This window comes from Tessaracoccus sp. OH4464_COT-324 (genome assembly GCF_003932855.1).
Lineage (GTDB): Bacteria > Actinomycetota > Actinomycetes > Propionibacteriales > Propionibacteriaceae > Arachnia.
In genome coordinates this window covers 1-21,730 of the sequence record NZ_RQYZ01000021.1, presented here as the reverse complement: position 1 = coordinate 21,730, position 21,730 = coordinate 1, and the positions used below count along the sequence as shown (strand labels likewise).

Genomic DNA, 21,730 nt, shown 5'->3' with positions numbered 1-21,730 from the left:
TTGCTCCTGAGGTTTAACGGAGGAAGTAGAGGACGCCGAACAGCACAATCCAGATGACGTCGACGAAGTGCCAGTAGTAACTGACAACGTGCGCTCCGACGGTCTGCTCATGGGTATGCGTACGGGTCATGAAGGAACGGGCAAGCACGAAGAAGAAGGCGACGATGCCACCCAGGACGTGCAAGCCGTGGAAGCCTGTTGCCAGGAAGAACGCGGACCAGTACTGGTTGGTGCTGATCGTGAAGCCCTCGGAGAAGAGCGTGAAGTACTCCCAAACCTGGCCGGCGATGAAGATCGAGCCCAGGACCGCGGTGATGATGAAACCCTGTCGCATGCCCATCTTCATGGGGTTGATCCAGGAGCCGTTGACGCGTCCGGCGCTGGCTGCGTTGGCGGCGAACTGGCAGGTGAAGGAGCTAAACACCAAGATGGCGGTGTTGATGGAGGAGAACGTTACGTCGAGGTGAGCGGACTCGGTGGCCCACATCGCTGGGGTGCCGTTCATCGCGGCGATCTCGTTGGTGGTGTTGCGCAGCATGAAGTATGCGGCGAACAACGTCGCAAAGAACATGAGCTCGCTTGAGAGCCACACCCAGACTCCGATGGATACGGTGTCCGGGCGGCCCTTAGGCGCGTTCAGTCGGGTTATGGGGACTTCGTGCAGCGCTCCTGTGGGCTTCAGCCCCGCTGGCGCCGTTGTTTCTGCTTTCGTGACCACGGCCTCATTATTGCGGCAAATCGGTCTCCCGTCACGTTTTAAGGTCACCCCAGTCAAAATGTTTCTGCTTGGGGGTGGGACAATGCGCGCTATGCCGATCCTCGCAGCCGCTCTGCTGCCGTCCCACGCGAAGCCCGACGACCTCATCGAGCCGCTCGTGGGCTGGACATACTTCACCGCCTGGACGTTTCCCTGGTGGATCGTCCTTTCGCTCAGCCTGATGACCGGCGCTTACCTGTACGGCGTACACCTTCTCAAGCGGCGCGGCGACAAGTGGTCGAGATGGCGCACGGCGGGATTCCTGAGTGGGCAGGGGCTGATCGCCGTCGCGTCGTTCAGCTTCTTGGGCGTCTACGATTCCGTGCTGTTTTGGGCGCACATGATCCAGCACATGATCTTCAACATGGTCGCGCCGGTGTTCCTGGCCGCCAGCGCGCCCGTGACGCTCGCGCTCAGAGTGCTGCCGGGCAAGCCACGTAAGTGGCTGCTCGCTTTCGTGCACAGCTGGTTCGCCAAGGTGCTGCTCTTCCCGCCGCTGACCTTGGGCATCATGATGGCTAGCCCTTTCCTGCTCTACCTGACTGGCTGGTACGAACTCACCCTGGTGAACGACTTCCACCATGATCTGCTGCACATCTACCTGGTGGTGATTGGCTGTCTGTTCTTCATGCCGCTGCTTGGACCGGATCCCCAGCCATACCGGATCCCGTACCCGATCCGCGTCGTGATGTTTATCCTCACGATGCCTTTTCACGCTTTCCTGGGCGTGATGATCCTGGGCAGCAAGAGACTGATCGCGGAGGAGTGGTACCTGGCCTTCGAGCGTGACTGGGGGGTCAGCCCGCTTATGGATCAGACTTGGGCCGGGGCGCTCATGTGGGCAACCGGCGATCTGACGATGATTTACGCGATGGCCGTCATCTTCGTGCGCTGGATCCAGGAGTCTCAGCGGGAGGCCCGTCGCGCAGACCGCCAGGCCCTGAGGGAGGAGCGGGCTCGTGCGGCGCAACTCGCCGGAGAGGGGCTAGACTCACCCGAGAAGACCGAACTACCCCGCGAGGACGATAGACATGACTGACAATCCGGTGAAGGTGCTGGTTTACTCCGACAATCGTCTTGTCCGTGAGCAGGTGCGTGTCACCCTGGGCAAGAAGGTGGCCGCTGATCTGCCCGAGGTCGAGGTTCTTGAGGTGGCAACGCCAGCAGCCCTGCTCCGTGCGCTGGATTCCGGCAGCGAGTATTCGCTGGTTGTGCTCGACGGGGAGGCGCAGCCGAGCGGAGGTTTTGGGCTGGCCCACCAGCTCAAGGAGGAGTACCACGACTGCCCGCCAGTGATGCTGCTCATCGTGCGCGAGGTCGACACCTGGCTCGCGACCTGGTCCCGGGCGGACGCGATCACCCCATACCCGCTGGATCCCTTCGAGATGCCGCGGCAGGCGGCGGACCTGCTGCGCGCTCGGGTTGGTTAGGGCCTGATTTTTCGAAGCTTGATCCGTGCCGTCCCGCCCGGTCATCCCGCTTGGGCGACGAAGGGCGCCAGCGCACCCAACCACAGCCAGGGGCCGTAGGGGATGACCCGCCGGCCCCGGCATGCCGCGAGCACTGCTGCGACCGCGCCGAGTGCTGTGCCAGCGCAGAGGGCGAGCAGCACGCCTCCGGCACCGTGAGGCGAAGCCAGGAGACCGACGGCGCCCGCCAGTCGTACGTCGCCATATCCCAAGGAACCGCTGAACCGCCAAACCAGCCAGAAGCCGCCGTAGGCCGCAACTCCGCCTAGGATCCCCAGGGCTACGAGGTTAGGTTGGGCGGCAACCGCGAGGGCGAGGGCTGCCCAGAGCGGGTACATCAACTGATTCGGCAGATATGTGGTGGCCAGGTCGGTCACGGCCAACGGGGCGGAGATCGCCCACACGAGCAGCAGCCAGCGGGTATCCGGGTTGATGGTGGAAAGCCAAGCAGGCAGCGCCGAGAGACCCGCCGCGGGGAACACCCACCAGCCTCCCAACCGGGAGAAATTGGGTTGAGGTTCCCCGGAAAGCGTTCGGACCGTCAGGCGGGGGACCAGAAAAGCCTGCACGACGGCCGCAACCAGCACGGCGACCAGCCAACTTGACCACATGCGCACGAGGCTAGCCCGGCTGGCGCTTGCGCGAGACCGCAGCGGGCGCACTGTGGAGAACTGTTGGCGCCGCCCAACCGAACGGCGCCAACAGAAGGGTCGATCAGTGGGTCAGCGTTGGGCCTTCGAGAAGCCGGCAGCCTCAGCCGCCTCTTCGGTGGCGAACCAGACCTCGGCGATCGTGCGATCGTAGGCGTTGCTTCCCGGGAGATGGTACTTCATCGAGCGTTCGTTGCCCTTGATGGTGTATTCGGCCGGTGGCTCGTCGCCCACGTAGGAATCCGGGCCGTACTTGCTGCTGGGCTCCGGCGTGTCTTGTGCCGGTTCAGCATCCTCGACTACCTCCGCTTCGGCGGCTTCGGCGGCTACCTTGGCCGCGGTGGCAAAGGTGTCGTTGTTGTTGACGTAGGCGCGTGAGGGCTCGTGGGCGGTCCATCCGTCGTCCTTCGGAGCCAGGAAGTGGCGAACCGCCGCTACCGCGCCAGCGAGCAGGCCCGCGAAGGCAAGCAGTTTCAGCAGGGTCTTCGCGCGCGATTTGCGATGAACTACCGGGCTCGGGTGTTCAGCGGCTTCGTGCAGTGCGGCTGAAAGCCGCGGCAGTAGATCACCGGCTACCTTGTCCCGAGCGGATTCTACGGTGGGTTGGACGCGATCGAGTGCGTCGCGCAGGTGCGGCTCGATGGCGTCGAACTTGCGGGCTGCGAAGTCGGCTGAGCGAACTTTTGCCTGGTGCAGTTTGGGGACGGCCTGTTCCTGGAGCTTGGTCAGCAGTTCCTGTGTTTGCTGAACGCCTTCCTCCAACACTACCTGGGCCTTCGCCACACCTTCCTTGAGCGCCTTCTGTCCGTACTCGGCGGCGGCGGAGGCTTGCTCCACGGCGGCCTTCCGGAACTTCTGGGACTTCCTCACAGGTACCTCCAATTGATTTGGCTCGTGATCGAGCGGCTCGTGATCGAGCACCTTCAACGGTAGCGGGCCTCGCCAACTACTGCGTGATCCATTGCCAAATGCCTCGGATCTGCAACACTTGGCATCAACAAATGGAAAGGAAACAGCGTGAGCACCGCTACTTTGCACACCAACAGGGGAGACATCGTCATTCAGCTCCTCGAAGACCACGCCCCCAACACCGTGGCCAACTTCGTCGGCCTGGCGGGTGGTACCAAGGAGTACGAGGACCCCGGCACGGGTGAAACCAAGACAGGCAAGTTCTACGACGGACTCACCTTCCATCGGGTCATCGACGGTTTCATGATCCAAGGTGGTTGCCCCAGGGGGGACGGCCGGGGCGGCCCCGGGTACCGATTCGCCGACGAGTTCCATCCGGAGCTGCGCTTTGACAAGCCTTACCTGCTGGCCATGGCCAACGCGGGACCGGGCACCAACGGCTCCCAGTTCTTCATCACGGTTGCGCCGACGCCGCACCTGAACATGCGACACACAATCTTCGGCGTAGTGGCGGACGAGGCCTCCCAGCAGGTGGTGGATGCAATCGCCAAGACGCCCACTGATCGGGCCGACCGGCCGCTCGACCCCGTGGTGATTCAGTCTGTGAGCCTGGCCTGAGGCCAAGCGCCGACCGGCCCCGCTTCCGGCGGGGCCGGTTCAGTTTCGACTGGCGGGCTTGCGTGGGCATGGTGGACGCAGTAGCCGCGCAAACTGGCGTTCGGTGATGGTGGCCGCCACCGGCCAAGCCCATTCACCGTTGATCTCGATCAACCGCACGCCGGGTTGCTCAAGCCACCGCGCAACCATCTCCGCCTCCTCCAAAGTCGCGGCGAGTTTCCCTTCTGCTGGCGGCAAGACGGCTCCGGCTGCGGACTGGGTGGCGCTCGCAACCTGGCGTACCCGGCTCGTGGGCGCGCTCGACGCCCCCGCCAGCCGGCCGTGGCGAATCACGTGGATGTCCCAACCGCGTTCGCTGGGCTGGGCCGCCACGATCTCCGGACAGGCCGCCACAGCCCGGACCCGGTGCAGCCGCTCGGCCGTGGCGAGCAGGGCGGTGACTCGGCGGCTCACGGAACTCGCCTCCTCGTAGCGCAGCTGCGCGACCAGTCGTCGGAGCCGGGAGGCCGCGTGCTCGACGAGCGGCCGGACGTCGCCGAGCCAGAGCTGCTCCACCGAGCGCACCAAATCCGAGTAGCGGGCGCCAGCCTCCCCCAGCAGGCAGGGCGCGGCGCAGCGCCCGAGATCGCCCCACGGGCACGATTTGCTCGGCGCCAGCGTGCTCAGCCTGCGGGTGCATCTGCGCAGCGGGAAGGCGTCGTGAATCGCGTCCATGGCGTCCTGGGCTGCTCGCCGGCTGGCGAACGGGCCGAAGTGTGGCGTGCCGCCGCTTATCTCACTGACCACGGCGAGCCGAGGAAACATCTCGGGTGTTAGCCTCAGCCATTTCAGTTTTTCCTGCCGACGAGATCGGCGATTGTAGTGTGGCTGGAGCCTGTCGATCATCCGCAGTTCCCGCACCTGGGCTTCCAGCAGGGTGTGACACTCGACGTGACCCACGCCGGTCGCCACCCGAACCATCTCGTGCATCCGTCTGCGTTTCTCGCCCGCCGAGAAGTAGGACCGCACCCGAGAACGCAGGCGGGCGGACCTGCCAACGTAGAGCACCTCCGTCTCCGCATCTCCTCGGCGTTCGAACCAGTAAACGCCCGGGGCTTCCGGCAAGGACTCCGCCCAGACGCGCTTTGCGCGCCGATCGGGGGAGACTCGCCGCAGGAACTCGACGAGTTCCTCGACGGTTCGCACGTTCCGGTTCCCGATTCGTTCAAGAAGGCCGTGCAGCACGTCGGCGGTCGCCAGCGCGTCGGAGAGCGCTCGGTGGGTGGGTACCGTGGCGGCCCCGAAATGGGCGGCCAGGGTGCCAAGTTTGTGGTTTCTCACCTCGTCGCGGGCCAGGCAGTTGCGGGCCAGTGCCAGGGTGTCGATGACGGTTGGGCTCGGCCAGGTGAAGTGATTGGTGGCGAACGCGCGCCGTAGGAAGCCCACGTCGAATCGTGCGTTATGCGCCACGAGGACGGATCGCCCCAGAAACTCCAGAAAGGAGGGCAGGATCTCGGACACCGTCGGCTGGTCCGCAACCAGTTCATTCGTGATACCCGTCAGAACCTGAATCATGGCCGGGATGGGGCTCTGCGGGCGGATGAGAGTCTGGAAGGTGCCAACGACCTCGCCCTCGCGCAGCTTTACGGCTCCGATTTCCGTGATCTCAGCCTCGGCCCCGGGGCCTGTCGTTTCCAGGTCCACCACGACGAAGGTGGCTTCGTGCAGGGGGGTGCCCAGATCGTCGAAGGAGGGCTGAGAAAGGGGGCTGGCCATGAGTCAAGGGTAGCGCGCAGCTACGACATTATTGCTCTGACAAGGGATTATGATCTTTCCCGTCGAAACGCTTTGGGTTTAGCCTGAATGGCGTCTAAGATTCTCTCAGAATCACTATCAAGCCCTCTTGGAGATGCTCGTGAAGATCGCTCGATTTGCCCTCGCCAGCGTATTGGTCGGTGCCCTGCTGTCTGTGGACTCGGTCGCCTTCTCTGATCCCGACGCGGTGGCAAAGGCCAAGGAACAGCTCGACGCCATCAGTGCCCAGGTCTCCGAGATCGAGCAGGAGGGCATCGAGGCCAGCGCCAAGGCCGAGGAAGCCAAGACCCGCATGGAGCGGGCCACCGAAGACCTGGAGGCTCAGGAGAAGCGGGTCATTGATCTGGCTGACCAGATCGGTGGCAGCGCCGTGCTGCAGATGCAGCAGGGGCAGGTCGACTTCACCCTGCAACTCCTTACCCGCAATGACGCCGAGGGCTTCCTCTCTACCCTCGCCACCGTCCAGTCGGAGAACGAGCGATCTAGCTCCTCCCTCCAGGCGCTGCAGAACGATCAGGCCCGCCTTGAGGTGTTGCGCGTGGAAGCCGCGCAGGCCAAGCGCGAGATGGATGAGAACCTCGCCACCCAGCAGGCCAAACTGACCGAGTACCAGCAGAAGGAAACCGAGGCTCAGCGGATCTACAACCGCCTGAGCAAGGAAGAGCGAGACCGGCTGGACACGCTTCGTAGAGAAGCCGAGGAGCGTCGGGCCCGCGAATCTGCGGAGCGTGAAGAGGCTGCTCGACGTGCGGCCGCCGCATCCGCCTCTCGCGATTCCGAGCGTCCCGCAGCCCCGGCGGCCAGCCAGCAGGCGGCGCCCGAGGAAGCGTCGGATGCCCCGGAGTCAGCGCCCGCCTCGGCCCCTGCCGCGTCCAGCGGCCGCGTGCAGACCGTGATCAATGCTGCTGTCGCTCAGGTTGGCAAGCGCTATGTCTACGCCACTTCTGGCCCCAACACCTTCGACTGCTCGGGCCTGACTTCGTATGCCTACCGCCAAATTGGCATCAGCCTGCCGCGTTCGTCGCGAGCGCAGTACTCCGGAGCCGGTCGCAGGGTCCCCGTGAGCGAGATTCAGCCCGGCGACCTCGTGTTTTACTATGGCGGCCCGAGCCACGTCGGCCTGTACATCGGTAACGGCAAGATCGTGCACGCGGCCAACCCGCGCACCGGCATCAACATCACCGGCCTGCACTCTATGCCGTTGAAGGGCGTCGTTCGGGTTCTGTAGTTAGGGGCCTTGCGCTCACTCCGGCTCTTCCCTCTAGACTCCAGTGGGAAGAAGGAGTGACTTGATCAGCTACCAGATTTTTAAGCATCTCATTTTTCGCCCACTGGTGTTGTGGGGGTTCCGTGCGCGCATTGAAGGCGCCGAGAACATCCCAGCCAGCGGTGGAGCGGTGCTCGCCATGAACCACATAGCCGCGATGGATTCTGTCGTGGTGCCGGCCATGATGCCTCGGGAGATGTTCTACCCAGCGAAAGCTGAGTTGTTCCGTGCTAAGGGTCCGGCGAGTTGGATCGTCGGGGGGTTCCTCCGGCTCATCGGCACGGTGCCGATGGAACGCGGGGGTGGGCGAGCGAGCAGCCAGGCGCTGGCAGCGATCTCCGTTGTGTTGGCCAAGGGGAACCTCATCGGCATCTATCCCGAAGGGACCAGGTCAGCTGATGGGCGGCTCTACAAGGGGCACACCGGGGTGGCTCGACTGGCCGTGCAGAACTCGGTCCCGGTGATCCCGATCGGACTGTTCGACACCCGCAAGGTCAAGGGATTGTTCGGTATCCCTTGGGTGCGCCGCCCTCGGATCGTTGTCGGCAAACCGCTGCACTTCTCCGACCGGCAGCCCGCTAAGCAGCCGGCAGACTTCAGAATCATCACCGACGAGGTGATGGCCGCTATCCAGGAACTAACGGGGCAAGAATACGTTGACGTCTATGGCACGCGGGCCAAGCACGGAGACCTGAAGGGCCAGGATTTGTCTGCGTACGTTCGCCCACGCCCTGGGACGCCCAAGTCGACCCCTCCGGCTGAGCAAGGAGCCGAGTGAGCGAAACAGTCGATCCCCCTCAACGGCGGCACCGGTCATGGCTCTACTGGTCAGGTTTGCTGCGTAGCGATCCCGACGACATCCTGAGCAGGGTTTACCAGGTAGCGGTGGTCGTGCGCGGGCTCCTTGGTCTGCACGCGGTCTTCGTCAACACGGTGCTGGTATTGCCCATCGCCACTCGTCCCTGGATCATCTGGGTGGCCTGCGTCGTGATCATCGTCTGGACCTTGTTCGTGTCCGAACGGCTGATCAACCCCGAAAAACGGACGCTGAAGTACGCAGCCATTGACGCTGCTGTCACCGCCATGCTCGTTCTGGCCACCCCGTTGGCCGTTCCTGCGGGCGGAGCCGAGCTGACGCTCGCGGGCTACTGGGCGGCAGCGGCGCCACTGTATGCCGCGATCTTCTCGTCCCCGATGGCAGGCGTGGTGAGTTCCCTCGTGGTTTCGGTCGGGCTGTTCATCGTCCCGTCGCACGTCTCATGGCAGCGGGCGGGGATGTCGTTCATCATCATCCTCGTCGCGGCCAGCATGGGGATTCTCGTGCGACAGTTCCGGAACACCCTGGCTGAGCAGGAACAGCAGCGGATGAAAGCAGCCGCGCTCGCCGAGCGCGAGCGACTCTCGCGAATTGTCCACGACGGGGCTTTGCAGGTGCTAGCGCTGGTCGAGCGGGAGGGGCCGGCGCTCGGGCACGTTGGGGTGCGGTTGGCCGCGCTCGCCCGAGAGTCAGAGTCGCAGTTGCGCGCGCTGCTGCAGGACCGCGAAGTGAAGATCGAGACCGACTCCTCGCACGTTGATCTGGCCGGGGCACTGGATAAGTTCGCCTCCGCCAGAGTGACGGTCTCGACGATGGCAGGTGAGGTTCTGGTGCCCAAGAGCACGGTGGCAGAGATTGAGGCTACACTGAAAGAGATCTTCAAGAACGTGGAGCGGCACGCGGGAGCTGAGGCCCAGGTCTGGGTTTTGCTGGATCAGGAAGTGGACGATGAGGCCATCATCTGGGTGCGCGACAACGGAGTGGGGATGGATGCCCGCGCCGCACGGCAGGCGGCCGAAGAAGGAAGGTTCGGCATTCGCGACTCCATTATCGGTAGAATCTCCGCCATTGGTGGGTCGGCGATTCTCAAGTCCGCGCCGGGAGCGGGCACAGAGTGGGAGTTGCGAATTCCGATTGATATGGAGTGAATTGTGTCGGAACTCGAACGCAAACGGGTGATGTTGGTTGATGACCATCCCATGTGGATTGATGCCCTCAGCGAGGACCTCACCGAGGTCGGGTTTGAGATCGTCGCTGTGGCGAAGAACGGCACGGAGTGTCTGCAACGTGCCCGAGCGGTGCGTCCGGAGGTTTTGGTGATGGACTTGCAGATCCCAGAGCCCGATGGAGCTACCTGCATCCAGACCTTGATCAGTGAGTTTCCGGATCTTCAGGTCCTGGTGATGTCGGCTTCGGGCGAGCGGGACGACGTGTTGCGGGCGATGAAGGTGGGCGCGAAGGGTTACCTGGTGAAATCAGCCTCCAAGGCCGAGCTGATTGAGGGAGTCAAACGCACGGCCGCCGGCGACGCCGTGTTCACCCCAGGGCTTGCCGGCCTGGTGCTGGGCGAATTTCGACGGATGGTTAACGTGGCTCGCGCCCAGGACAGCGACGGCCCAATCCTCACCAGCCGCGAGATCGACGTGCTGCGCTGGGTGGCCAAGGGCCTTGCGTACCGGGAGATCGCCGACGTGTTGATCGTTTCGCACCGCACCGTCCAGAACCATGTGCAAAACGTGTTGCGCAAGCTCCAACTGCATAACCGGGTGGAGCTCACTAATTACGCGATCGAGCAGGGACTGCACAATCCAGACGAGTAGTTTTCACTCCTGTGACGGAGCGCTGCCTGAGCGGGTAGCGTCGGGTAACCTCTTGCGCATGTCGATGTCACGGGAAGAACTACGCGCGCTGCCCCAGGTTCAGCAGCCGACCTATCCGGATCCCGCTGAGGTGGATCGCGTTGTTGACGAATTGGAGGCCCGCCCGCCGTTGGTCTTCGCCGGCGAATGCGATGAGCTTCGGGAGCAGCTTGCTGCGGTGGCCGAAGGACGGGCGTTCCTGCTGCAGGGCGGGGACTGCGCGGAGAGCTTCGACGCGGTGACGGCGGACAACATCAAACGCAAGCTGATGGTGCAGCTGTCGATGGCCGTGGTGATGACCTACGCCGCCCAAGTGCCCGTGGTCAAGGTAGGCCGGATTGCGGGGCAGTACGCCAAACCACGCTCGAAGGACGCCGAAACTCGCGAGGGGGTCAGCCTGCCCAGCTACCGGGGAGATGCGGTGAATGGCTTCGACTTCACCGCCGAGGCGCGGGCACACGACCCACGCAGGCTCACCCGGATGTACGACTTGTCGGCAGCGACGCTGAACCTGGTTAGGGCGTTCACCAAGGGTGGGTTGGCTGATCTGCGTGGCGTGCACATGTGGAATGCGGCCTTCGTCAGAGACTCTCGGGTGGAGACCGAGTATGAGGAACTTGCAGACGAGATCGAGCGTGCGCTCGCGTTCATCGTCGCCTGTGGTGTGCGGGACGAGACGTTGAGTACGGTGGACTTCTACGCGAGCCACGAGGCGTTGCTGCTCGAATACGAGCGCGCGCTGACCCGGATCGATTCCCGCACAAAACTGCCCTATCTGGTCTCCGGGCACTTCCTGTGGATAGGGGAGCGAACCCGTCAGCTGGAGGGCGCCCACGTCGCACTGCTCAGGCGCGTGCGGAACCCGCTGGGGATTAAGCTTGGCCCATCCTCAACGTCAGCGGATGCCATCGCCCTAGCTGACGCGCTGGATCCCGAGCGCGAGCCAGGCCGGATCACGTTCATCACCCGGATGGGTGCGGGTAAGGTCCGCGATGTGCTTCCTGAGTTGATCCGGGGTGTCGAAGCGACCGGGCGCAAGGTGGCCTGGGTGTGCGACCCGATGCACGGCAACACGTTCGAGGCCGCGAACGGGTTCAAGACGCGCTCGTTCGCCGACGTGGCCGAGGAGGTCAACGGATTCTTCGACGTACATGAACAGCTGGGGACCTGGCCGGGCGGACTGCACGTCGAGCTGACGGGCGATGATGTGACCGAGTGCGTCGGCGGTGCTTTCTCCCTGACGGAGGAGGATCTCGCCTCCCGCTACCAGACGGTGTGCGATCCCAGGCTGAATCGGAACCAGTCGCTGGAACTGGCGTTCACCGTCGCCAAGCGGTTGCGCCAGCTGCGTTCGACCCGGCACAACCCAGTGCAGGACTTCGCTGTGAAGGAGTTCTGACCCGTCAAGCGATGTAGAGGATCACCTCGGTGCCTTCGGGCACCGAGGTACCCGCTCCGGGCGAAGTGCCTGCGGCTATGCCGAGGCTGAGCGGAAAGCCGGACGCCTTCTCAACCCGCCATTTCAACCCGGCGTCGCGCAGCGCCTTCTCCGCCTCCTGCCGAGGCAAGTACTCCACCTCCGGCACGGTGACCATGACGGGGCCCAACGAACGAACGAGCTGAATCTCGTCTCCGCGGTGCCCGGTTCCCTCGCTGGGGCTTTGGGCCAGCACCTTATCCTTCGCCACGTCGGTGCTGTGCTCCTCGCCAACGCTGACCTTGAATCCGGCGCCCTCCAACTCCTTGACGGCTTTGGCTACATCGCGTCCTCGGTAGTCCTTGATGCTGATGGGTTCTCGCCCCTTGGAGACCACCACGGCGACGGCGGTGTCCCGCTTCAATGGGACTTCCGGATCGTGTTCCGCTTTCAGCACGGTGCCTGCGGCAATCTCCTCGTGCCACTCCTCGGTGACCTCGCCGAGCGCGAGGTTCCGCTCGGCGAGGGCTTCCTTGGCTGCGTCCAGGGTCAGCCCTTCGACGGTGGGCATGGCGAAGCGCTCCGGGCCGAGGGAGACCACGACCTGTACGTTTGAGTTGCGCAGCACGCGCTCGCCCGCGGTGGGGTCGGTTCGGATCACCTGCCCGGCGGGGACGTCCTCAGAGTGCTCAGACAGCATCTCCAATTCCACTTGGGCTGTCGTGGCAGCTTGGCGGATCGAGGCCTCGGACTGGTTGACGAGCGCCGGCACGGTGGTGTATCTCCCGGCCATCCACCACCAGGATCCGACGCTCGCCCCGGCGGTGAGCAGGATGACCAGCAACAACGCCAGTATCCCGCGCCGCCGTCGATGGGTTGGGTGGGTGGATAGGTGAAAGACTGGCGTGTGCTGGCTTCGCGGCTGGTTTCCGACTTTCTTGATGGGCAGCGCAGGGGACGGCCTGCCGCTCTGTGGCGAGCGGGCAGGCGACGCCTCTCCGGGGAGAGGCACGTGGCTCGACGTCGGCGGGGTCTCCGACCCGTTAGGCTGCGGCGAGTCGTCAGCCTTGGCGGCAGCAGGAAGCCACCCGGGCCGGTCCGGCCCGGGTAGGGGACGGGGCCGTTTGGCTAGCCGGGGCAGCGGTTGAGTGATCGCGCTGCTGGACGGGGCCGGGGCGAATTGTGTCGCCAGCGTGGGATTGTCTGCATATCCGCTGGACTGTAGCTGGCTGAGTGCGCGGCGCACCCCGTTCAGCAGCGTCTCCCCATCGGCGATGCGCTGCTCCGGGTCGCGTGCAGTGGCGGCCTGCACGAGCGCGTCCAGATAGTCCGGGATCTGCCAGTTGGTGCGTTTGTGCAGCTCTGCCAAGCGAACGCTTGGAGGCTGGATGTCCACATTCACGTGGCGGTAGGCAATCTGGTAGTTGTTCTCTCCGGTGTGTGGTTTGGAACCGGTGAGGAGTTCGAACAGCAGGATGCCTGCGGAGTAGACATCGCTGCGAGAGTCGGGGCGGGAGTGTGTGACGAGTTCTGGTGGCAGGTAGGAGGCGGTGCCGACGAGTACCCCAGTGGCAGTCATCTGTGGGGAGCCGACCCTGCGTGCGAGACCGAAGTCTACGACTTTCAGCTGGCCTCGGTGAGAGATGAGCACGTTCTCCGGCTTGATGTCGCGGTGTACGACGCCGGCGTCGTGGGCAGCGGCCAGCGCGGATGCGATGCCCTCCATGTAGGTGAGTGCCTGCTCGGGCGGAAGGGGAGCCTCTCGGCTGATCACTCGGCGCAGGGTCTCGCCGTCCACGTACTCCATGACGATGTACGGCTGGCCGTGGGCCACACCTTGGTCGAAGATGCTGACGATGTTCTGGTGAGACAGGACGGCAGCGGAGCGCGCCTCGCGGTCAAACTTCGCGATGAACTCGTCGTCCTCAGTGAGGTCGGAGCGCATGACCTTCAACGCGACGGTGCGCGACAGCCTGAGATCGCGGGCGCGATAAACCGCAGCCATGCCACCTCGCGCCACCTTCGCGAGGACTTCGTAGCGCGAATCAAGCACTTGGCCGACCAGCGGGTCGAGAGTGCCGTTCATGCATACTCCATCACGGTCGGGGCGGCGTACTTCGGATCGATTGTAGGGGGAGCAGTCAAGAATCGTCTGATGTCCCTACGGCGAGTCGCACTGTCAGGCCGCGGATGGCGGAGCAGGATGAACCCGGCTGTGTGGTGCCCACCGCGATGAGCGACGGGCACCACACAAGGTCAGTCGGTCACCCGTTCGATCGCCAAATCCTCCATGCGCTGGTTGATGCGCATGGAGTAGAAGGAACGCACCACAAAGGCGGCCGAGACCAAGAAGAACACCACGGCCAGCACGGGGGCAAGCCAGCCTACGCCGAGCAGGGGCAGCGCGACTGCCAACTCGACTGCAAGCAGGCCGAAAAGTGTGGTGAACTTGATCACCGGGTTCAACGCGACAGAGGAGGTGTCCTTGAACGGGTCACCCACGGTGTCGCCCACCACTGTGGCATCGTGCAGATCGGTTCCCTTGGCATCCAGATCCACTTCAACGAGCTTCTTAGCGTTGTCCCATGCGCCACCTGCGTTCGCCATGAACACAGCCTGGTACAGGCCGAACACAGCCATCGCTATCAGGTAGCCGATGAAGAAGAAGGGCTCAAGGAAAGCGAAGGCCAAGGTGGCGAAGAAGAGGCCCAGGAAGATGTTGAACATGCCCCGCTGCGCGTACTGGGTGCAGATCTCGACCACCCGGGCCGAGTCCTCCCGCGAGGCAGAATCGGTGTCGGCGAGTTTGATGTTTTCCTTGATGAACTCGACTGCCCGGTGAGCACCGGTGGTTACCGCCTGAATGGAAGCTCCGGTGAACCAATAGATCATCGCGCCACCCATGACTATGCCCAGCAGGAAGGGGGCGTGCAGCAGGGAGAGCTTGTCAAGATTATTGGTGAGCCCGTTGGTCAGCCCGATCATGATCGAGAAGATCATCGTGGTGGCACCCACGACGGCGGTTCCGATCAAAACCGGCTTTGCGGTGGCCTTGAAGGTGTTTCCAGCGCCGTCGTTGGCTTCCAGGAAGTACTTGGCTTTCTCGAAATCGATGTCGTGGCCGAACTCCTCGGCGAGTTCCTCGGCCGCGCCGGGCAGCCGCTCGACGGTGGATAGCTCGAACACAGATTGCGCATTGTCGGTGACTGGCCCGTACGAGTCAACCGCGATAGTCACCGGGCCCATGCCAAGGAAGCCGAAGGCGACGAGCCCGAAGGCAAAGACTGCGGGGGCCAGCATGATGTCACCCAAGCCCAGCGTCGAGATGCCGTAGGCGACTCCCATCAGGCCTGCCACGGCTAGTCCGATCCAATACCCGGAGAAGTTGCCGGCCACCAGACCGGAGAGAATGTTCAGGCTGGAGCCCCCCTGATGGGAGGACACAACGACCTCGCGGGTGTGCTTGGCGCTGGTGGAGGTGAACACTTTCACCAGCTCTGGGATCAACGCACCGGCTACGGTCCCGCAGGACACAATCAGCGACAGTTTCCACCACAGGCCGTTGTCCATGTGAGAGATCAGCAGGATAGAGCTGAGGAAGGTTGCGGCGATACAGATCGCGGAGGTCAACCACACGAGGTTGGTTAGCGGGCGCTCGAAGTCCATCTCATCGGCCTCGCGATACCGGGCTCGGGTGAGTGCAGCGTTCAGGTAGTAGGAGATGCCGGAGGCCACCACCATGATGGAGCGGATAAAGAACAGCCAGACCAACAGCTGCACTTGAATGACTGGGTTCTGGACTCCGACGAGGATGAAGGTGATCAGCGCAACGCCGGTCACGCCGTAGGTCTCGAAGCCGTCGGCGGAGGGGCCGACGGAGTCGCCGGCGTTGTCTCCGGTGCAGTCGGCGATGGTGCCGGGGTTGCGAGCGTCGTCTTCCTTGATCTTGAAGACGATCTTCATCAGGTCGGAGCCGATATCGGCAATCTTGGTGAAGATACCTCCGGCGATTCTGAGCGCTGCTGCGCCCAACGACTCGCCGATCGCAAAACCGACGAAACAGGCGCCGGCCACATCGCCGGGGAGGAACACCAGGATCAGGAGCATCATCGCGAGTTCCACGGAGATCAGCACCATCCCGATGCTCATGCCGGAGCGCAGCGGAATGTCGTGGCAGGGGTACGGCTTTCCACCCAGAGCAGCATGCGCCGTCCGTGCGTTGGCGAGTGTGTTGACCCGGATGCCGTACCAGGCCACGCCGTAGCTGCCGGCCATGCCGATCAGGGAGAACAGGATGACGATGAGGGTCTTTCCGAAGCCGAAGTCGACCAAGAACAGGTAGTAGGCGACGATGATGGCCGCGATGAAGGCCCACAACAGCAGCAGGAACCTGCCCTGCTGCTTCAGGTAGGCCTTGCAGGTTGAGTAGATGAGTTCGGCGACATCTCGCATCGCTTGGTGAGCAGGCATCCTGGTCAACTGCATGTAGGTCATCACGCCGAAGCCAAGCCCGAGGGCGCAGACGATCAGCCCCAAGCCGAGGATCACGTCACCCGACATACCCAAGAACTGCTGGCTGCCAAGATCTGGTAGCTGAAGCATCGCTTCACCGCCCAGGTGGACTTCCTTGTCGCCGGTACCACCGCCGCAGCCCACTAGGCCGAGCGCAGCGGTACTCAGCAGCGCGGCCACGCCACGCTTTCTGAGATTCGCGTTCATATTGAGACTACTTCTCCTTTGAAATAGGTCAACGGCAAGCGCCGTCGCGACTCATACTACGCCGCGTCGTGCGAAGGCTCGCAGGGGGTAGGGAAGCGCGCCGATCCGCGCAAAGTGACTGAGTGAAACCCTGCTAAAGGCCGGCCCGCGCCCTGACCGTGGTGTATTAGACTACCCGCAAGTTTGTGGTTGCTGCGTCGAGGACGCGGCGCCGTGGTTGCGCAGGGCGCGCGGCCCGGGCAACTTGTGAGGCGGATGCATGACAAAGACGTTGCAGGGAATCGGCGTTTCAGCGGGGCTGGCCTGGGGGCCTGCTGCCAGGGTACGCCCGGTGGCGGGTTTCGAGGAGTTTGAGAGCCCGTGCATTGATGTGGCTGCGGAGGCGGAACGGGTCCGGGCAGCGCTGGAGGAGGTGGCCGGAAGCCTGCGGGCAAAGGCTGCCGCGTTCAGCGGTCAAGCCGCAGAGATCCTTGAGATGACCGCCCAACTGGCCACCGACCGGGGGCTGATCAAAGCGATCAACGCGCAACTGAAGTCTGGAATCGGGCCGACCTGTGCAGTGCACCAGGCCATCGAGGGTTACGTGGAGAAGCTGCGCTCCCTTGGCGGCTACATGGCTGAACGGGCGACCGACCTCTACGATGTGCGGAATCGGGCGATCAGCAAGCTGCGTGGTCTGCCCGAGCCGGGTGTTCCGGAGCTCGACGCCCCGGCGGTTGTCGTGGCTGACGATCTGGCTCCCGCGGATGTCGCCACGCTGCCCAGCGAGGTGTTGGCTCTGGTGCTGTCCGCCAGCGGGCCGACAAGCCACACCGCGATCATCGCCGCCAACCTCGGCATTCCGACGGTAGTCAGAGCGCGCGAGGCCGCGGAGATCGAATCGGGACAGCTGCTCGCCGTTGACGGCGCGACCGGGAAGGTTATCGTCAACCCGAACCCCGAGGAACGGCCCGGATTTGAGGAACGCGCGCGCCGACGTTCGGCCTTGTTGAGCGAGGTGCGTGGCCCGGGCCAGACCTCTTGCGGCCGCCCGGTTGCGTTGCTGGCCAACATCGGCACCGTGGCGGATGCCAAACGGGCGGCCGAATCCGACGTCGAGGGGGTCGGGCTGTTCCGCACCGAGTTCCTATTCCTGGACCGGGCCGAGCCGCCGTCGGTTGCCGAGCAGGCCGAGAGCTACGCCGCCGTGCTGCGTGCGTTCGGCAGCCGGCGAGTGGTGATCCGCACCCTCGACGCGGGGGCCGACAAACCGCTCGCCTTCGCGAACCTGGGGAAGGAAGAGAACCCCGCGCTCGGTGTCCGCGGTCTCCGACTGAGCCAGCGCCGCCCGCAGCTGTTGGAGGATCAGCTTGCCGCACTGGCCCAGGCCTACCGCGAGGTCGGCGGGAACCTGCACGTCATGGCGCCCATGGTCGCGACCGCTGCGGAAGCCAGCTGGTTCGCCGAGCGTGTGCGCGCCCACCACCTGGAACACGTCGGCATCATGATCGAGACTCCGGCATCTGCCGTGACCGCAGGCCGAACGCTGGCCGGGCTGGACTTCGCCTCAATCGGCACCAACGATCTCACGCAGTACACCATGGCGGCTGATCGGTTGAACGGCGAACTGGACGAACTGCTCTCGGGCTGGCAGCCGGCCGCACTTGAGATGATCCGGCTGGCCTGCGCCGGCGGGCGGGAGGCCGGGGCGCACGTGGGGGTCTGCGGCGAATCGGCCGGGGATCCGTTGCTGGCGCTGGTCCTCGTCGGTTTGGGAGTGTCGTCGCTGTCGATGAGCTTGGCGAAGGTGAACGCCGTCCGCTTCGCGCTCCGGCATCACTCCTTGGCGGAATGTGAGGGGTTCGCCCAGCTGGCCGTTGCCGCATCCTCCGCCACCGAGGCACGGGCCGTCGTCGAAGGAAACACTCATTCTGAATTGCGCGATTTGCTCTAGAACTATTGCGCTTCGTTCGCCGCCGTTATAGTCGGCTCGGTTGGAAATAGGCATCCTGGGGTGTTTCGCCGAAGCAGCATCCTCGGGAAAGCCGCTATCGAAAGGCGAGCGAATGAGCTTAAGACTCGGGGCCGTCGTGGTCTCCGTCGCTCTGGGGATCAGTGCAGCCACGGTGCAGCATGCGGGGGCCGAACCAGCGGAGCCGCAACTCGTGAACGTTGCTCTGGAGAGCCGCGGGGCCACTGTCTCGGCATCTGGAAATGAGCGGCCGCAATGGCCGGCAGAGAACGCCATTGACGGCGACCTCAGTAGCCGTTGGTCCTCAAACACCAGCGACGACGCCTGGATCGCCGTTGAACTGGCCGAGGCCGCGCACCTCCACCACGTTACCTTCCAGTGGGAGACGGCGTGTCCCGCACGGTACAAGCTTCAAGTCAGCAAGAACGGGACCGAATACGTGGACGCTTCGGACGTCCGCACCCCGCAGTGCCCTGGGAGCAACGTCGCGGGACCGGAGCAGGTGAACCTCAACGAGGCGACTGCGGGGGAGGACTGGAAGTTCGTCCGGATGCAGGGCGTGGAACGCACCCCGTTCGGGGGAGTGAAGTATGGCATGTCGATGTACGAATTCGAGGTCTGGGTAGAAAGCGACGAAGCCCCGCCGCCGCCCGCGCCGGAGCTCGGCCTAGTCCCGCTGCCGGCGAGTGTGACAGCTAGGCAGGGCGATCCGTTTGTTCTGCGCTCGACAACTAGGCTCGTCGCGACCGGAGCTGCCAAGCGCGTCGCGGAACTGTTTGCGCAGGAACTGAACGCGGCCACGGGATGGCAACTGCCCGTCGTCGAGGATCCGGAACAGGAAACAATCCACTTCGTGTTGGATGGCGAGTTCGACCCGGGAATCGACACCCCGGCGATCGCTGACGCCTACGAATTGGACGTTGACAAGGCGAAGGTGACTATCACGGCCCGCGCCGAAGAGGGACTGTTCTACGGGGTGCAGACCCTTAAGCAGCTGTTGCCGCCCGCCGTGCACGCCCAGCAGCCGGTGACCGCGCGCTGGGAGGTGACCCCTGTAGGTATCAAGGACGCGCCGAGGTTTGCGCACCGTAGTGTGCAGGCCGACGTGGCCCGCTCCTTCCTTACGGTGGCGGAGCTGAAACAGCAGATCGACACCATGTCTGTCTTCAAGCAGAACCGGCTTCACCTGCACCTGGCGGACGACCAGGGGTGGCGGATCGAGATCACGAACGAGGGCAAGGCCGCCGACGACCCCGTCGACTACAGCAAGTTGACCGAAGTCAGTGGTCAATCGGCGATGCTGGTGCACTCGGAGAACTACCAGCGAGAGTTCGGGCGGCACGGCTTCTACACGCAGGACGACTACCGGGAGATCGTGCGCTACGCGCAGGAGCGCTACATCACGGTGATCCCGGAGATCGATGTTCCGGGGCACACCAACGCGCTGCTTCACGCGGTTCCCGAGTTGAACTCCGAGCACTCGCTGCCGCGGCCCACCAAGTACGGCACAGTTGCAGAGCAGAACGACGGCGGTGTCGGCCGCTCGGCGCTCGACGTGACCAACGAGCAGACCTGGGTTTCGCTCAGGCATATCTTCACCCAGCTGCGGGACCTGACTCCCGGGCCGTACATCCACATCGGCGGCGACGAGACGCACTCGATGAACCACCAGCACTTCAAGCAGTTCGTCGCCCGGGCCACCCGAATGGTGCACGATCTGGGCAAGAAGACCATGGGCTGGAACGAGTACGCCGAGGCCGACTTGTTGCCCGGGGACATCGTGCACTATTGGGTGGGGGACACCCGATTCACTAAGGAAGCCGTCGAGAAGAAGGGCGCCAAGGTGGTCATCTCCACCGCCCGAAACTCCTATCTGGACCAGAAGTATGGTCCGGAGAAGCCGGGCGGCCCGAACACCCCCATCGGCCTGACCTGGGCAGGACAGGGCGACGTCGATGCCTACTACAACTGGGATCCGGCCCGGGTGATCCCCGGCGTGGGCGATGACAAGATTGTCGGTGTCGAGGCCCCGACATGGTCCGAGTCGATTCGCGGCGGGTACCAGAACGAGTTCTTGGTGTTCCCCCGCGCGATCTCGCATGCCGAGGTGGGGTGGACCAAGCAGTCCCAGCGCAAAACCCCCTCGTTCCTGAAGCGTATGGCCGACGTCGGTGCCCGTCTCCAATTCCTGGGCACCAACTTCTACGACGGACCCAAGGTGGCCTGGGAACGGTCTCTCGCAGGCCTGCCCGGCGCGGCGGGAATAACTGAGGCGCGGGTGGAGGTGGGCCTGCTCGCGGCGCCCCGCACGACCCTGAGCGATGACGGTACCCAGGTGCAGCCAGTGGGTTCGACGGATGCGATCACCGCCATCATCGATTTCGGCGACGGATCGGCCGAGGTGCCCGCAGTGTTCGCGACGGAGTACCCCCGTACGCCCGTGCGCGCGACGAGCTTGTACAGCGTCGGCGCCGACCACACCTACCCACGCCCCGGCTCGTACACCGCGACCGTGCGTCTCTCCGACGGGTCACGCGCCCAGGCGGAGATCGTCGTGGTCGCCGGCCAGGGGCGGCAGGCCGCAGGATTCGTCTACGATGCGTGCGCGGTGCCGAAGTCCACGGTGAAGGCCATCCGCCCGGCGGAGGGCACCAACGGGACCCGCGACGATGCCCGCGTTGTCGTCAGCGTCCAGGGAATGCAGCCGGAACAATTCCTGAACGTCACGTGGGACGGCACCGACGTCGGGAACCTGCTGTCGGGCAAGAACGGCACGGTTGAGTTGTCGCATTACGTCAGCTACGGGACGGAGGAAGGCGAGCACCTGCTGCGCATCACCAGCCCGGACGGCAAGTTCGTCGAGCATGTCGTGGACGTGCGTTCCGGAGTCGCCCGCCCGGTGGGCGAACCAGTTGCTGGTGTGCGGGCCACCGCTTCCAGTGAGGCGCTGAACGAGACGGCGCCCAATGGTAGGGCCTCCGCCGCCGTCGACGGGAATCCGGAGACCTTCTGGCACTCTCAGTGGTCGCAACCGGTCGCCCAGTTCCCCCACTGGCTTGCTTTTGACCTGGGAGCCGAGACGGACTTGTCTTCGGTTCACTGGCTGCCGAGGCAGGCGAACACGAACGGCAGAATCAAGCTGATCGATATCGAGGTGAGCTCCGACGGAAGCACCTGGACGAAGGCCAAGGCCGGGGTCACGCTGAACGATGGGGCGGCGGGAACCCTGATTGAGTTCCCGCAGCGCGCTCGCCATGTTCGACTGATGCTCAGGGAACCCCAGGCGAGCGGAAGCCCGTTTGCGACGGCCGCAGAAGTTGTCTTCCGCAAGGCCCCGGAGAACCCGGACGCCCCGCCAGAGAAGCTGATTGCCAAGGAGTGGAAGCCGGGAGCCAACTGCCCGGCTCAGGGTGAGCCGAAGCCGGGTGAGCCCAAGCCGGGTGAGCCCAAGCCGAGCGAGCCGAAGCCGAGCGAGCCCAAGCCGAGCGAGCCCAAGCCGAGCG

At 64.3% G+C, this 21,730-nt stretch carries 16 protein-coding genes; 10 read left to right on the top strand and 6 right to left on the bottom strand.

Going from position 1 to position 21,730, the window contains the following annotated elements; all coding sequences use genetic code 11:
* Positions 1-13: 13 nt before the first annotated feature.
* Positions 14-604 carry a heme-copper oxidase subunit III gene (locus tag EII42_RS10155; protein WP_125172028.1) on the bottom strand — a complete coding sequence of 197 codons (591 nt, stop codon included), beginning with the start codon at positions 602-604 and terminating at the stop codon, positions 14-16.
* Between the two features lie 205 nt (positions 605-809).
* On the opposite strand from EII42_RS10155, the gene EII42_RS10150 reads away from it, so the two are divergent.
* Entirely contained in the window at positions 810-1,796 is a 987-nt protein-coding gene (locus EII42_RS10150; RefSeq protein WP_233558363.1) for a cytochrome c oxidase assembly protein, read from the top strand.
* Positions 1,789-2,187: a response regulator transcription factor gene (locus EII42_RS10145; protein ID WP_125172009.1), complete on the top strand. Its 399-nt coding sequence runs from the start codon at positions 1,789-1,791 to the stop codon at positions 2,185-2,187. Before EII42_RS10150 ends, EII42_RS10145 begins: the two co-directional genes overlap by 8 nt.
* A 41-nt stretch (positions 2,188-2,228) precedes the next feature.
* Here the strand turns inward: EII42_RS10145 and EII42_RS10140 are convergent, their stop codons facing one another.
* Both EII42_RS10140 and EII42_RS10135 read right to left on the bottom strand, forming a co-directional pair.
* The gene (locus tag EII42_RS10140) at positions 2,229-2,837 is read right to left on the bottom strand and encodes an A24 family peptidase (protein ID WP_125172008.1); all 609 of its coding nucleotides are present in this window, start codon (positions 2,835-2,837) and stop codon (positions 2,229-2,231) included.
* A 111-nt stretch (positions 2,838-2,948) separates the two neighbouring features.
* Positions 2,949-3,746 carry a hypothetical protein gene (locus tag EII42_RS10135; protein WP_125172007.1) on the bottom strand — a complete coding sequence of 266 codons (798 nt, stop codon included), beginning with the start codon at positions 3,744-3,746 and terminating at the stop codon, positions 2,949-2,951.
* Between the two features lie 147 nt (positions 3,747-3,893).
* Between EII42_RS10135 and EII42_RS10130 the strand changes: the two genes are divergently transcribed.
* Positions 3,894-4,403 (top strand): peptidylprolyl isomerase, encoded by a 510-nt coding sequence (locus tag EII42_RS10130; RefSeq protein ID WP_125172006.1) that lies wholly within the window; start codon positions 3,894-3,896, stop codon positions 4,401-4,403.
* A gap of 39 nt (positions 4,404-4,442) precedes the next feature.
* Here EII42_RS10130 and EII42_RS10125 read toward each other — a convergent pair whose 3' ends face one another.
* Positions 4,443-6,158: a DEDD exonuclease domain-containing protein gene (locus tag EII42_RS10125; RefSeq protein WP_125172005.1), complete on the bottom strand. Its 1,716-nt coding sequence runs from the start codon at positions 6,156-6,158 to the stop codon at positions 4,443-4,445.
* Between the two features lie 139 nt (positions 6,159-6,297).
* Here EII42_RS10125 and EII42_RS10120 point away from each other — a divergent pair, with 139 nt between their 5' ends.
* The 5 genes from EII42_RS10120 (at position 6,298) to EII42_RS10100 (ending at position 11,539) form a co-directional block, all read left to right on the top strand.
* Complete coding sequence (locus tag EII42_RS10120; RefSeq protein ID WP_158676480.1) at positions 6,298-7,425, top strand: C40 family peptidase; 1,128 nt, start codon at positions 6,298-6,300, stop codon at positions 7,423-7,425.
* Positions 7,426-7,486: 61 nt separating this feature from the next.
* Positions 7,487-8,242 carry a 1-acyl-sn-glycerol-3-phosphate acyltransferase gene (locus EII42_RS10115; protein ID WP_233558362.1) on the top strand — a complete coding sequence of 252 codons (756 nt, stop codon included), beginning with the start codon at positions 7,487-7,489 and terminating at the stop codon, positions 8,240-8,242.
* A complete protein-coding gene (locus EII42_RS10110; RefSeq protein ID WP_125172003.1) occupies positions 8,239-9,429 on the top strand; it encodes a sensor histidine kinase in 1,191 nt (396 codons plus the stop codon). The genes EII42_RS10115 and EII42_RS10110 overlap by 4 nt, the downstream gene beginning before the upstream one ends.
* Positions 9,430-9,459: 30 nt before the next feature.
* On the top strand, positions 9,460-10,101 hold the full coding sequence (locus EII42_RS10105) for a response regulator transcription factor (RefSeq protein WP_125172025.1): 642 nt from the start codon (positions 9,460-9,462) through the stop codon (positions 10,099-10,101).
* A 58-nt stretch (positions 10,102-10,159) separates the two neighbouring features.
* Complete coding sequence (locus EII42_RS10100; protein WP_125172002.1) at positions 10,160-11,539, top strand: class II 3-deoxy-7-phosphoheptulonate synthase; 1,380 nt, start codon at positions 10,160-10,162, stop codon at positions 11,537-11,539.
* A gap of 4 nt (positions 11,540-11,543) precedes the next feature.
* Here the strand turns inward: EII42_RS10100 and pknB are convergent, their stop codons facing one another.
* Both pknB and EII42_RS10090 read right to left on the bottom strand, forming a co-directional pair.
* Complete coding sequence (gene pknB / locus EII42_RS10095) at positions 11,544-13,643, bottom strand: Stk1 family PASTA domain-containing Ser/Thr kinase (protein WP_125172001.1); 2,100 nt, start codon at positions 13,641-13,643, stop codon at positions 11,544-11,546.
* Positions 13,644-13,813: 170 nt separating this feature from the next.
* Positions 13,814-16,276 (bottom strand): sodium-translocating pyrophosphatase, encoded by a 2,463-nt coding sequence (locus tag EII42_RS10090; RefSeq protein ID WP_125172000.1) that lies wholly within the window; start codon positions 16,274-16,276, stop codon positions 13,814-13,816.
* A 259-nt stretch (positions 16,277-16,535) separates the two neighbouring features.
* Here EII42_RS10090 and ptsP point away from each other — a divergent pair, with 259 nt between their 5' ends.
* Complete coding sequence (ptsP, locus tag EII42_RS10085) at positions 16,536-18,209, top strand: phosphoenolpyruvate--protein phosphotransferase (protein WP_125171999.1); 1,674 nt, start codon at positions 16,536-16,538, stop codon at positions 18,207-18,209.
* Positions 18,210-18,321: 112 nt separating this feature from the next.
* On the top strand, positions 18,322-21,730 hold a 3,409-nt coding region (locus tag EII42_RS10080), incomplete at its 3' end, for a family 20 glycosylhydrolase (RefSeq protein WP_148098045.1).

Bases quoted from the DNA above. Each gene is read 5' to 3' on its own strand.
- EII42_RS10150 (WP_233558363.1), top strand. From the start codon at position 810: ATGCCGATCCTCGCAGCCGCTCTGCTGCCGTCCCACGCGAAGCCCGAC.
- EII42_RS10145 (WP_125172009.1), top strand. From the start codon at position 1,789: ATGACTGACAATCCGGTGAAGGTGCTGGTTTACTCCGACAATCGTCTT.
- EII42_RS10140 (WP_125172008.1), bottom strand. From the start codon at position 2,837: ATGTGGTCAAGTTGGCTGGTCGCCGTGCTGGTTGCGGCCGTCGTGCAG.
- EII42_RS10125 (WP_125172005.1), bottom strand. From the start codon at position 6,158: ATGGCCAGCCCCCTTTCTCAGCCCTCCTTCGACGATCTGGGCACCCCC.
- EII42_RS10105 (WP_125172025.1), top strand. From the start codon at position 9,460: ATGTTGGTTGATGACCATCCCATGTGGATTGATGCCCTCAGCGAGGAC.
- EII42_RS10100 (WP_125172002.1), top strand. From the start codon at position 10,160: ATGTCGATGTCACGGGAAGAACTACGCGCGCTGCCCCAGGTTCAGCAG.
- pknB (WP_125172001.1), bottom strand. From the start codon at position 13,643: ATGAACGGCACTCTCGACCCGCTGGTCGGCCAAGTGCTTGATTCGCGC.
- EII42_RS10090 (WP_125172000.1), bottom strand. From the start codon at position 16,276: ATGAACGCGAATCTCAGAAAGCGTGGCGTGGCCGCGCTGCTGAGTACC.
- ptsP (WP_125171999.1), top strand. From the start codon at position 16,536: ATGACAAAGACGTTGCAGGGAATCGGCGTTTCAGCGGGGCTGGCCTGG.